General features: G+C 71.5%; 9 protein-coding genes. 1 reads left to right on the top strand and 8 read right to left on the bottom strand.

Annotated features, from left to right (window positions below; translation table 11 throughout):
* Nucleotides 1-42: 42 nt before the first annotated feature.
* The 6 genes from AC1DE0_RS09535 to AC1DE0_RS09510 form a co-directional block, all read right to left on the bottom strand.
* Nucleotides 43-1,515, bottom strand: coding sequence for an RtcB family protein (locus AC1DE0_RS09535; RefSeq protein WP_478099716.1), 1,473 nt, complete (start codon nt 1,513-1,515; stop codon nt 43-45).
* Between the two features lie 24 nt (nt 1,516-1,539).
* A complete protein-coding gene (locus AC1DE0_RS09530; RefSeq protein WP_478099714.1) occupies nt 1,540-3,048 on the bottom strand; it encodes a polysaccharide biosynthesis protein in 1,509 nt (502 codons plus the stop codon).
* Complete coding sequence (locus tag AC1DE0_RS09525; RefSeq protein ID WP_478099712.1) at nt 3,045-4,208, bottom strand: DegT/DnrJ/EryC1/StrS family aminotransferase; 1,164 nt, start codon at nt 4,206-4,208, stop codon at nt 3,045-3,047. Before AC1DE0_RS09525 ends, AC1DE0_RS09530 begins: the two co-directional genes overlap by 4 nt.
* 133 nt (nt 4,209-4,341) lie before the next feature.
* Complete coding sequence (locus AC1DE0_RS09520) at nt 4,342-4,983, bottom strand: LuxR C-terminal-related transcriptional regulator (protein WP_478099710.1); 642 nt, start codon at nt 4,981-4,983, stop codon at nt 4,342-4,344.
* 111 nt (nt 4,984-5,094) lie between these two features.
* Nucleotides 5,095-5,748: a response regulator gene (locus AC1DE0_RS09515; RefSeq protein WP_478099708.1), complete on the bottom strand. Its 654-nt coding sequence runs from the start codon at nt 5,746-5,748 to the stop codon at nt 5,095-5,097.
* A gap of 13 nt (nt 5,749-5,761) precedes the next feature.
* Nucleotides 5,762-6,424, bottom strand: a complete 663-nt coding sequence (locus tag AC1DE0_RS09510) for a sensor histidine kinase (RefSeq protein ID WP_478099706.1) — start codon at nt 6,422-6,424, stop codon at nt 5,762-5,764.
* A 467-nt stretch (nt 6,425-6,891) separates the two neighbouring features.
* On the opposite strand from AC1DE0_RS09510, the gene AC1DE0_RS09505 reads away from it, so the two are divergent.
* On the top strand, nt 6,892-7,890 hold the full coding sequence (locus tag AC1DE0_RS09505; protein ID WP_478099704.1) for a peptidoglycan-binding domain-containing protein: 999 nt from the start codon (nt 6,892-6,894) through the stop codon (nt 7,888-7,890).
* Nucleotides 7,891-7,947: 57 nt separating this feature from the next.
* On the opposite strand, the gene AC1DE0_RS09500 is transcribed toward AC1DE0_RS09505, so the two are convergent.
* Nucleotides 7,948-9,216, bottom strand: a complete 1,269-nt coding sequence (locus AC1DE0_RS09500; protein WP_478099702.1) for an MFS transporter — start codon at nt 9,214-9,216, stop codon at nt 7,948-7,950.
* Entirely contained in the window at nt 9,213-12,245 is a 3,033-nt protein-coding gene (locus AC1DE0_RS09495) for a bifunctional [glutamine synthetase] adenylyltransferase/[glutamine synthetase]-adenylyl-L-tyrosine phosphorylase (protein ID WP_478099700.1), read from the bottom strand. The genes AC1DE0_RS09500 and AC1DE0_RS09495 overlap by 4 nt, the downstream gene beginning before the upstream one ends.
* Between the last annotated feature and the right edge of the window lie 9 nt (nt 12,246-12,254).

Raw genomic sequence — 12,254 nt, 5'->3', positions numbered from 1 at the left:
TGGTGGGGTGTGGCAGGTCGAGAGTCGAGGTCTGCGTCGAAGTCAGTGGAGGACTGCGAAGGGGCGCATCCGTGCGACGGGACGCACGATGCGGTGCCGGGTCAGCACCGACAGAGCCGCATCGACCCCGTGGTCGTCGAGGTGTGGTGTCTGGGCCGGAGCGGTGTCGCCGTAGCGGTAGCGCCGGGTCGTGTGTCCGGCGACGTGCAGCGTGGACCGCCCGTCGGCCTCGAACTGGTCGATCACCGTGCCGGCGCCGTGACACGCAGAGTGGAGGCTGTCGGCGGAGCGCTCGCCGGCGACGGCGAGGTAGGACGACGTCCGGTGCGTGCCCGGCAGGAGGACGGCCTGCCCGGTGGTCGCGAAGACCGAGCCCTCCGGCATACGTTCTGCCGGGAAGGCGCGGCAGGAGTTGTGCCGGTGCACGACCGCGACCCGGCCGTCGACCTGCTCCTCGTAGATCGAGTTGTGCGGTGAGTCGACGACGAGCTGCCCCGGCTCGCCGCCGAAGACGCGCAGCGCGATCGAGCGCAGCGCCGCATAGGTGGCCAGCCGGAAGGCGAAGCCGTAGTTCATCGCGGCGGCGTTGGCGAGCATGAGCCGCTGTCCCTCGTCGCTGCCGAGCTCGACGGGCACGCAACCACGGGCGAAGTAGAGGCGCATCCGCTCGCGCAGCTGCCCGGCGGAGCGGGCGGTGGCCAGGTGGAAGAGCGGCTTCTGCACGGCCATGGCTGCCTGCATCACACGAGCCGTGTCGCGCCGCCGCTGGAAGAGGTGCCCGATCTCGCCCGTCAGCACCCCTCCCCCCGCGTGGTACTGCAGGGTCACCTGCCCTTCCCGGATCCCGAGCAGCTCGGCCGCGGCGGGGTCAAGCACCTCCTCCACCTGCTGCAGCTCGATGAAGTGGTTCGTCGGCCCGACGGTGCCGAACCGCAGGCGCGCGAGCTGCCAGGTGAGGGCCGGCACCTCGCGGCGCAGCCGGGTGGACCCACCCCACTGTTCGAGATCGACGCGCCCCGACTCCTCGATACGCTCCAGCTCGGCCGGGTCGACCCCCCAGCGCTCGGCCGCGAACGCAGCGCCGTCGGTCGCCGCGGCGACCACCTCGGCGCCCGTCAGCTCGCGACCGCCACGGGTCGGGTAGGGGTAGCGCTCCCGCACGGCGCGGTAGAACTCGTCGACGGCCCGGGCGTCGGGACGGTCGGTGCCGAGCCCGATGAGCGCCATCCCGCAGTTGACCGACGAGCTCGTGAAGGTGGGGCGGATCGTGCCGCGAGTGGCCACCGCGATGCTCGACGGCATCTCCATCGTGCGCTTGTGGTGGAAGTCCGGCAGCACGACCGGTGGCGCCGCGAGGTCGAGCCCCGCGGCCCCCATCTCGAGGGAGTGCAGCGTCGCCTCGTCGGCCCGCAGACCGGGCGCATCGAGCACGGTCGCGGCGTTCGGTCGTCGCGCGGGACGGGGCGTCGCGGGGGCGGCGTCCGGCCCGGTGGCGGCGATGACGGTCAGATCCACGGTGTCCTCTTTCGTCGGAAGGTTTCAGAAGTCGTCCGGGTAGGGGGCCAAGGCGATGTGGGCCGTCGGGCCCGTGGCCTCCACGTAGTTGTCGAGCATCACGCCGAGGGCGGCCTTGACGTCGGTGACGGCGTTGCGCGAGGCCGCGTCGAACAGCTCGTCGAGGTGGACGTCGAAGTCGGGGTCGAGAGGCGCCGACGACGTGCTCGAGATGCGTGGGTGCGCCGTCGACTCCCTCGTCTCGCCGTCGGCGAACAGGGCCTCGTGGAGCTTCTCCCCCGGCCGCAGACCGGTGTAGAGGATGTCGACGTCGTCGATGCCGAGCTGGCGCGCGTAGCTCTCGACGAGGTCGACGATGCGGACCGGCTTGCCCATGTCGAGCACGAAGGTCTCGCCGCCGCGGGCGAGGTGGGCGGCCTCGAGCACCAGCCCGACCGCCTCCTCGATGGTCATGAAGAAGCGAGTGACGTCCGGGTGGGTGACCGTGAAGGGATCGTCGTTGCGGAGCTGCTCGGCGAGCACCGACAGCAGCGACCCGCGACTGCCGAGCACGTTGCCGAAACGGACCGCCGCGACGACGGTGCCGTCGCGGCCCGTCGCGGCATGCTTGGTCACTCGCTCCGCCAGCTGCTTGGTCGCCCCCAGCACCGACGCGGGGTCGGCGGCCTTGTCCGTCGAGATGAGGATGAAGCGTCCGACGCCGTGGCTGACGGCGGCGCGCACGACGTTGAGGGTCCCCAGCACATTGGACTTGACGCCCTCGCACGGGTGCCGCTCCAGCATCGGCAGGTGCTTGAGCGCCGCCGCGTGGAAGATGACGTCCGGCTGCACGTCGGCGATGACCTGGGTCACCCGGTGGGCGTCGCGGATATCGGCGACCACCAGGTCGTCGGTGTCGAGCAGGCCCGAGCCCGTCAGCTCGAGCTGGAGCCGGTGCAGGTTGGACTCGTCGTGGTCCAGCATCACGAGCCGCGCGGGTCCGAAACCGTTGACCTGGCGGCACAGCTCGCTGCCGATCGACCCTCCGGCGCCAGTCACCAGCACGCGCGCACCGCGGATGGTCCCCTCGACCTCCGGCGAGACCACGTGCATCTCCGGCCGTCCGATGAGGGCGCCGATCTCGAGTGAACGCAGGTCCGTCCCCACGACGTCGCGCTGCAGGAGGGAGACGAAGGAGGGCAGGTGGCGCACGCTCGCACCCACGCGGGCCGCCGTCGTCGCAAGCAGGCGGACCTGCGCCGCGGGGAGCCCGGGGATCGCGAGCAGCACGACGTCGACGCGCTGCACCGTGATCACGGCGAGCAGGTCGCTCAGCGCGCCCAGCACCGGCAGCCTGCGAACAACCCTCTTGGTCGTGTCGTCGTCGAGGAAGCCGATCGGCGCGAGCCCGAAGTCGGGCACACGCTCGAGGTCCCGGGCCAGGCCTCGGCCGGCCTGCCCCGCACCGACGATCAGCGTCCGCAGCCCCTTCTGCAGGGTCGGGATGAAGCCGATCTCTGCCGGTGTCCATGAGTAGTTCAGTGTCGTGCTCACCGCACATCTCCCCTCTGTGTGGCCTCCGCCAGTGCGGCGCAGACCAGGTCCACCTCGTCGTCGGTGACGACCCCATCCATCGGCAGCGAGAGGATGCGCTCGAACACCCCGTCCGCGCCCGGCAGCCCTCCTGCCGGAATCACGCAGTGCTGCCCGAACCAAGTCAGGCGGTGCAGCGGGATGAAATGGACCGACGTGCCGATCCCCTGCTGGCGCAGGCGAACGATGAGCGCGTCCCGGTCCATGCCGTAGTCCGCCTCGACGCGCACCGCGTAGAGGTGCCAGGCATGACGGCCGGCCGAGGGCCGCAGCGGACGACGGATGCCGGGCACGTTGGCCAGGGCCGCGTCGTAGCGTGCCGCGACGGACGCCCGCCGGGCCTGGTCGACGTCGAAACGACGCAGCTGCGCCCGTCCGATGGCGGCCTGGACGTCGGTCATGTTCGCCTTGAGCCCGTCGACGGCGACGTCGTAGCGCCAGCCGCCCCCTGGCAGGTAGCGCCGCCACGCATCGGCCGACATGCCGTGCAACCGGGTCTGCCGGATGCGGTCGGCCACGTCGTCGTCGTTCGTCGTCACCATGCCGCCCTCCCCGATGGCGAGGTTCTTCGTGGCGTAGAAGCTGAAGCAGGTGGCCCGCGAGATGGTGCCGACAGGCGCCTCCCCCACGACCGTGCCGAGCGCGTGTGCCGCGTCCTCGACGACGTGGTCCAGGTCGACTCCTGCCGCGGCCGCGAGCGCGACGACGTCGGTGGGCAGGCCGGCGAGGTGGACGACGACGAGCGCGTCGACGCCGCCGCACTCCGCTGCGGCCGCCGCGACGGTGCGCGGGCTCGGCATCGCCGTGAGGTCGTCGACGTCGGCCAGGACCGGGACGTGCCCGGCGTGCAGGATCGCCGAGGCGGCCCCGCAGAAGGTGACCGCCGACATCAGGACCTTCGACCCGGGTGGCAGTGCGAGCGCCCGAAGGGACAGCTCGATCGCGGCTGTGCACGAGCTCACGGCGACTGCGTGCCGGACGCCGAGGTGCTGCGCGAACTCACGCTCGAACGCCACCACCTGCTCTCCGGACGTCACCCAGCCGGAGGCGAGGACGTCGACGACGGCCTGCTGCGCCTCCGGGCAGATCCGCGCCCGGGTGAAGGGCACGACAAGCGGCATGACGGCCGCATGCGGGTTGTCCCCCGGGACCGACGTAGGCGGGGCGGCGACCGCGGGCAGCCCGGACGTGGCCCTGGCCGTCGGCCCGGGCGTGGGCTGTGGGCGACGACCCGCATGGGTCCGGCGCGCGACCTCAACCATGACGGGCGCTCGTCGCCAGCTCCACCGCGGCCGGGGCGGAGTGCACGTGCAGCTTGCGCAGGATGCGCCGTACGTAGGTGCGGACCGTGTTGTCGGAGAGGTTGAGCGCCGTCCCGATGTCGTGCCTGGTCATTCCCGCGGCGAGGCAGTCGAGGACTGCCGCCTCGCGACCTGTCAGCGACTCGGTCCTCAGAGGTGCAGACATGGGCGGCCGCACGAGGGTGGCCGCGACGAGCGACCGCACGGGCTCGGCGGGCAGGTGCGCGTCGCCCCCTGCCACCTCCTCGAGGGCCTCGAGGAGCTCCTTCACCCCGGACCGCCGCAGGACCCAGCCTCGGACGCCGCCCATCAGGGCCTCGAGCAGCAGGCGCTCTCCGTCGGGCCCGACCAGGGCGACCACGCCGACGTCCGGCGCGACGGCGCAGAGCCGCCCGATGTCCTCGATGCCGTTCCGCTCGTCGAGACCCAGGGCGATGACGTCGCACCCCCGGGTGAGTCCTCGGGCGACGGCAACGTCGACCGACGGGGCTGCGCCGGCGAACCTCAGTCGCCGATGCGCCTGGAGGACCAGCGCGAAAGCGTCGATGAACCCCTGGCGTGAGTCCACCAGGACGACGGCGGCATCCTGCTTCATGACACTCAGGGTGCCGTCGCTGCCCACCCACCGGACCCCCCGCCCGAGGGACCCGCGCCTACGTCAAACGGATTACGCCCGAACGGTTTCGGTGGCGGAATCGCAAGAGGGTCAGGCTCGCCGGACGTGCGGCGGCCAGTTGATGTCGGCGCTGTGGGCGGCGACGAGAGCCACGGCCTGGAGCCGGGAGTGCACGCCGATCTTCGTCAGGAGGTTCTGCACGTGGGTGCGCGCCGTGCTTCGACGGACGTTGAGGAACGCGGCGATCTCGTCGGTGCCCAGCCCGTCGGCGATGCAGCGGAGCACCTCCCACTCGCGGTCGGTGAGGAAGCTCAACGTCCAGAGGGGGTCGTCGGCCGCGTCCACCGTGCGCAGCGCCGCCTGGAGGGCACCGGGCTCCACCGCCAGGTGTCCCCCGATGGCGAGGTCGATCGCCTCGATGAGGTGCAGCAGTCCTCGGTCCTTGCGCACGTACCCGGACGCACCGAGCGCGATCGCGGTGCGCACCGCGCTGCTCGACGTGTCAGCCGAGAAGATGAGCACCTTGGTGCCCGGCGAGGCCTGTCGGATCAGGGGGAGGACGTCGAGGCCCGACCCGTCGGGATAGTTGACGTCCAACAGGCAGGCGTCGGGTTGGACCTCGCGCACGGCCTCGAGCCCTTCGGCCGGGCACTGGGTGGTGACCACGTCGTAGCCGAGTCCCGACAGGGCGGCGCCCAGCGTGTCGAGGATCAGCTCGTGGTCGTCGCACAGCACGAGCTTCATGACGGGCCGCCGCTCACAGGGCGACGGCGTCGGGTTCGGACCAGGACTGCAGCGCGATGTCCGCCGCAGCGCCGCCGTCGGGGCGCGCCGCCAGCCGGAACCGACCACGGCAGGCCGCGACCATGGCCCGCGTCGTCGCCAGTCCGATCGACGTACGGGGAGCCAGACGCCCGAGGCCCGGTCCGTCGTCGAGGACCCGGATGTGGAAGCCGTCGTCGCAGCTGCCCACCCAGATGAGGACGTGGCCCGCCGGACCGGCCGCCCGGACGGCGTTGTCGACCAGACAGCCGAGGGCTCGGGCCAGGGCGACCGGACGCGCCAGGACGCGCCCATCGCCGACGACCTCCACGTCGATCGTCGTGGTCGTCGACATCCGTGCCCGGCCCGCGACCTCGTTGGCGAGGGCCCGGGCGTCGATGTCGGCCGCATGGTCTCCGGCGGCGCCTTCGAGGCTGGCCGCGACCACCTCGGCGAGCCAGGAGGCCTGCTCCTGGATCGAGATCAGGCGCTCGCGCACATCTCCTTGCGACGTCTCCGAGAGCAGCAGGATCGCTGCGAGCGGCTCTCTCAGGTCGTGCAGCAGTGATCTGACCGGATCGGTGTCCGGACCTCGCCACGCCACGATGTCATTGGGTCCGACGACGTCGTCGACCATGTTCTCCCCACCCCCAGGCACCAAAGCCCTCCTAGCCAGGGGAGACCCAACCAGTTCTCCAGTGGTACTCCCCCCGACCGGTTTCCCCGCCCCCCGAGGCACGCACCGGTCGATGGCTTCAGGCTACGACTCGACCGCTCTGAAACAGGGGTTTAGGCCGGAACTCTCAGCCTTTTTCCATTTAGGCGCAATGCAATTCGTGTATCCGCGGCGTCTTGGGGGCAGATGACTGACATGTGACCGCCGAACCTGAGAGCCACCTGACAGCCGACAGAAGTCACCATCAGATCGCGGCGTGTCGGTCCCACGGTTTCGGCGATGACTGTGCGGTAACCGGACAAATGGGTTCTAATTGGCCCACCGGCGTTCGCGGCCCCTGACGGCCCTCTCCACGCAGCCGGGATCACAACACAACCAACACCCCTCGCGCCCTGCCGCCCTGCCTCGCGCTCGGGTGGATCCCGCACACCCTGTTTCGGAGACCCGTCATGAACCACGCCACCTTGTCACGACGCCGTTCGCGGCACGGCACCCTGAGCCTGCTGCTGGCAGTCGTCGCGGCCCTCGCCCTGTTCTGGTCCGCGGCTCCGGCAGCGACCGCCGGAGGAGCCCCAGCGCCACCCGTGCCAGCCACGCCCACCGGCCTGCCCAAGACCATCGAAGGACTCGCCCCGTACGTGCCCGGCGTGGCCTGCGACATGCGCAACCGCACCGGCACGATCAAGCTCGCGCAGCTCGTCAAGACCACGTACGGCAACACGTACGGACTCGTGCGGTCCTGCACCGCGGCGACGAAGCCGTCGGAGCACTACGACGGACGCGCCGTCGACACCTTCTTCAACGTGCGCGACACCACGCAGCGCGCCAATGCCAACGCCCTCATCTCGTGGCTGCTGGCCAAGGACGCCGCGGGCAACCCGTACGCGAACGCCCGTCGCCTCGGGGTCATGTACCTCATCTGGGACAACAAGATGTGGAGCTCCTACCGCACCGCCGAGGGCTGGCGTCCGTACAGCACCTGCGCGACGACGCAGACGACCGCCTACGACACGACGTGCCACCGCAACCACATCCACATCTCGCTGTCCTGGGAGGGTGCCCTGGGGCGGACCTCGTTCTGGAGCAAGCAGGTCGCACCCGTCGACTGGGGCCCCTGCCGCCTCCCCGACCTCAACTGGTCGATCGGCTGGGGAGCGCCCAATCCCACGCGCTGCCCGAGCTACCCCACGGTCACGGCGCCGACCGGGGCGAGCGCGCTGCTGAAGGAGATGGTTCCGCGCTCGGGAATGGTGCTGAGGCCCGGCATGTCCGGGCAGGCCGTCAAGACGCTCCAGAAGGTCATCGGAGTCTCGGCGACGGGCAACTTCCTCTCGACGACCGCGAGTCGCCTCAAGACGTGGCAGAGCGCCCACCACCTGCCGGCCACCGGCATCACGTGGCCGGCGACGTGGCGGGCCATGCTGGCCGCCAACGGTATGCACCGCTGACCCACCGACTCGCGCGTCCCGCGCGAGCGCGAACCTCTCGGCGACCTCCCGGGCAGCTCAGGCTGCGTGGGAGGTCGTCGGCGCGTACGCCCTGTCGACCGCAGTGCGCACCCGACGGTGCGGCCAGGTCGCGGCGATCACGGCAACGAGGGCCAGGCACACGGCCGCGCAGATCGTGACGCCCCAGTGGGGGTCGGGGTGCTGGCCGACCCACCCGGCTGCAAGGTAGGAGGCGCCGGCCGCAGCGATGGAGACCGAACCGGCCAGGCTGAAGATGCGACCACGCAGCTCGGGCTCCGTGACCAGCGCGAAGGTCGCCTGCAGCGGCACCATGAAGGCCTGGAGCATGCCGGAGCCGAAGAAGAGCGCGGCCACCACCCACGTCGGCGGGTGGAGCGCCGTGAGGAGCAGCGGCAGTGGCATGGCCAGCGCGAGCGGCACGATCGACCGGTTCTGCTGGTGCACGTCCCGGCGACCGATGAGCAGGATCCCGACCACGGCCCCGACGATCGGGGCTGCCATGAGCACCCCGCCCCAGCCGTTCTGGCCGGCGATCGGGATGGCCAGCGCCTCGGGCGCCGCGATGCCGAGACAGGCCACCGCGCTCAGCGTGACCAGCCGCGCCAGCACCGGGTGCCGGGCAAGGTCGCCGGCCGCGGTCGACAGGTCACGCACGAAGCCGCGGAGGCCTCGGCCGCGGTCGCCGCTCACGGGCCGCAGCGGCGCGACGAAGAGGATGACGATCGCAGCCACGACGAAGGTGACGAGGTCGAGGAGCAGGCCCGTCTCAGGACCGAGCAGTGCGGCCAGCGCGCCGCCGACGGCCAGCCCGATGGCCTGGTTGAACTGCTCGGACATGGCACCGAGGCCGACGGCCCTGGCGTAGAGGTGCCGGTCCTCGAACAGGTCGGTCACCAGCACCATGTTCGACGCCGACGAGGCGCCCCCGATGAGCTCGAGGGCGAAGAGGACGAGGAACATCCCCCAGAGGGCAGAGCCCTGCAGGACGAGCCACATCAACCCGAGCACGCACGCGGCGCGCATCAGGTGCGACCAGATGAGCACCCACTTGTAGGGGAACCGGTCGACGATCGGCCCGATCAGGCTGCGTCCGAAGAAGGTCGGCACGAGGCTCACGGCAAGGGTCGTCGCCGTGGCCAGCGGCGACGACGTGCGCTCGAAGACCACCGCCGCGATGGTGACGCGCGCGATGTAGTCGCCCCACATGGACAGGGCGTTGGCAAGGAAGATCGGCAGGAACCGCGGGACGCGGAGGACGGCGGCATACGTCGGCATGACGCTTCCCGTCCCCTGACTCGAACTCACGTGATGACGCTACCCCTAGGTGCGGAGTCGTAAAAGTTGAAATCAGTAGCGTGGCGGGAGCGGCGCGCCACGCGTCGCCACAGCTCGGCCAAGCCGGCCCCCTCGCCCGCCGGACGGCCCATGATCCGACCGATGCCGTCGAGGTCACGGACGTCGGACGGGACGCTGTCGATCGGCCTCCCCCGCCACAGCACACCGGCGTTGCGCATCAGCGAACCGAGGCGCCACGCTTCGCGCAGGTCCTTGACGTCCTCCGCCGACACCAGGCCTTCGGAGGCCAGCGCTGACAGCCCGGCCATCGTGCCGGTGACGCGAAGGGCGGGGCGGGCGTACGCGTGCTGGAGCTGGTGGAGCTGCACGACCCACTCGACGTCGCTCAGTCCACCGCGTCCCAGCTTGAGGTGCGTCCGCGGGTCCGCGCCCCGCGGAAGCCGCTCGCTCTCGACGCGGGCCTTCATGGTGCGGATGTCGCGCACCTGGCTCACGTCGATGCCCCCTTCGGGCCAGCGCAGCGGGTCGATGAGCTCGAGGAAGGCGTCGGCGAGCGACTGGGGCCCGGCGATCGGGGTGGCACGCAGCAGCGCCTGGAACTCCCACGTCAGGGCCCACCGCTCGTAGTACGTGCGGAACGAGTCGACGCTGCGCACGAGCGGGCCGGCCTTGCCCTCGGGTCGCAGGTCTGGGTCGAGGCCCAGCACGGGGTCGGGCCCAGACCCGGACAGCAGCTTGCGCAGCTCCTGCACCACGAGGGTGGCTCGGGCCTGGACGTCCTGCTCCTCGGATCCGGGGTGCGGCTGGTGGACGAACATGACGTCGGCGTCGGAGGCGTAGCCGAGCTCGCGCCCGCCCAGGCTCCCCATCCCGACGACGAGGACGTCGCCGCCGATGGGCTCGCCCTCGCGGCGTTCCACCTCCTTGACGGCCACGTCGAGCGCCACCTGGATGGTGGCGCCCGTGAGGTCGCTCAGCGCCGCGCCCACCCCGGGTAGGTCGGTGACGCCGACGAGGTCGCCCATCACGATGCGCAGCAGCTCGTGGCGGCGGATGGCCCGCACCGCGGCCGCGGCGTCAGCGGCGGACTCGCGACGACCGGCGGCCGACTGCATCGTCGAGGTGATCGCCTCGCGCGAGCGCGGGACCAGGCCGTTGTCGTCGCCGAGGATCGAGACGCTCTCGGGCGAGCGCACGAGGAGGTCTGCGGCATACCTGCTGCGGGCGAGACAGTGCGCCAGACGGTCTGCGGCGCGACCCTCGTCGCGGAGCATCTTGAGGTACCAGTGGGTCGTGCCCAGCTCGTCGGACACGCGGCGGAACGACAGCAGACCGGCATCGGGGTCGGCCTCGTCGGCGAACCACCCCAGCATGACCGGCAGCAGCGTGCGCTGGATCGCCGCGCGCCGGCTCACCCCGGTGGTCAGCGCCTCGATGTGGCGCAGCGCGCCGGCCGGGTCGCGGAAGCCGAGCGCGAGCAACCGCTGCTTGGCCGCCTCGGGGCTGAGGCGCGCCTCGGTGGGACTCAGCTTGGCGGCTGCGACGAGCAGCGGCCGGTAGAAGAGCCGCTCGTGGAGCCGCCGCACCTCGCGCGCCGACGCCTGCCGGTCGGCGACCACGGCCCGCTCGGGGTGGGTGCGGTGACCCATGGCCCGCCCCAACCGGCGCAGGTCCGCCTCGGCGACGGGCATGAGGTGGGTGCGGCGCAACCGGTGGAGCTGGATGCGGTGCTCGAGGCAGCGCAGGTGGCGGTAGGCGCGGTCGAGCGTGGCCGCGTCGTCACGACCGACGTAGCCACCCCTCGCCAGGGCGGAGAGCGCCTCGAGCGTGGTGGCGGAACGAAGGTTGGGGTCGGTGCGGCCGTGGACGAGCTGGAGCAGCTGGACGCTGAACTCGACGTCGCGCAGGCCACCCGGCCCGAGCTTGAGCTGACGCGCCGCCTCGTTGGCCGGCACGTGCTGCTCGACCCGGCGGCGCATGGCCTGGACGTCCTCGACGAAGTGGTCGCGGCCGGCGGCCTCCCACACCATCGGCGAGATCTCGGCCTTGTAGCGCAGCCCGATCTCCTTGTCGCCGGCGGAGACCCACGCCTTGAGGAGAGCTTGGAACTCCCACGTCTTGGCCCATCGCTCGTAGTACGCCTTGTGGCTGCTGATGGTGCGGACGAGCGGTCCCTGCTTGCCCTCTGGCCGGAGCGCCGCGTCGACGGGCCACAGGCTTCCTTCGGGCGTGGGCGTCGAGCAGGCCCGCATCGTGGCCGTGGCCAGCGCTGTGCCCACCTGGAGCGCGGTCTCCTCGTCGACGCCGTCGGCCGGCTCGGCGACGAAGATGACATCGACGTCGCTGACGTAGTTGAGCTCACCGCCGCCGGTCTTGCCCATGCCGATGATGGCGAGGCGGCAGGCCTCGTGGCCGTCGCCGTACTCCTCGCGTGCGATGGCCAGGGCGGCATCGAGGGCTGCCTCGGCGAGCTCGGCCAATGCCTCACCCACCGCGGGCATCTCGGCGAGGGGGTCCGCCGCGGTGACGTCGAGAGCCGCGATGCGGAGCAGGCCCCTCCGGTAGGCGATGCGCAGGGCGTCGAGCGGCGCGCGGTCACCCCGGCCCTCGGTCACCGCGTGCACGAGGTCGCTGCGCACCTGCTCCCCCGGCCGTCGCTCCGCGTTGACGCAGTCGACCCAGTGCTCGGGGTGGCGAACGAGCTCATCCACGAGGGCCGTCGAGGCGCCGAGCACACCGAGGACGCGCTTGCGGCCCACCCCAGCCGTCGAGAGCTCGCGGGCAAAAGCAGTGATACCCCAATCCGCTGGGTCACCCTGGGCCGCAAGGGATTCCGCCACCCTGACCAAGCCCAACAGTGCCTGGTCTGGATCGGCAGTGTCACCGACGACGGCGACGAGGTCGTCGAGCTGGCCCTCGGGAAAGGCGGCCCGAAGGGGCAGCAGCGCGTGGTCGTCGAGCAGCCCAGCCGCACGCTTCGGGTCGGCGAAGCCGAGACGCGCGAGGGCTCCCTCTGTGGTGCTGGTGCGTGATGACATGTGAGTCGG

The sequence above is a fragment of the Terrabacter sp. 05T424 genome, assembly GCF_056396225.1.
Note: the sequence above shows the minus strand (reverse complement) of the source record. Positions and strands in the feature narration are given on the sequence as shown.

Excerpts from the sequence above, each read along its gene's own strand:
- AC1DE0_RS09515 (WP_478099708.1), bottom strand. The coding sequence starts at position 5,748 with ATGAAGCTCGTGCTGTGCGACGACCACGAGCTGATCCTCGACACGCTG.
- AC1DE0_RS09505 (WP_478099704.1), top strand. The coding sequence starts at position 6,892 with ATGAACCACGCCACCTTGTCACGACGCCGTTCGCGGCACGGCACCCTG.
- AC1DE0_RS09495 (WP_478099700.1), bottom strand. The coding sequence starts at position 12,245 with ATGTCATCACGCACCAGCACCACAGAGGGAGCCCTCGCGCGTCTCGGC.
- AC1DE0_RS09525 (WP_478099712.1), bottom strand. The coding sequence starts at position 4,208 with ATGCCGCTTGTCGTGCCCTTCACCCGGGCGCGGATCTGCCCGGAGGCG.
- AC1DE0_RS09520 (WP_478099710.1), bottom strand. The coding sequence starts at position 4,983 with ATGAAGCAGGATGCCGCCGTCGTCCTGGTGGACTCACGCCAGGGGTTC.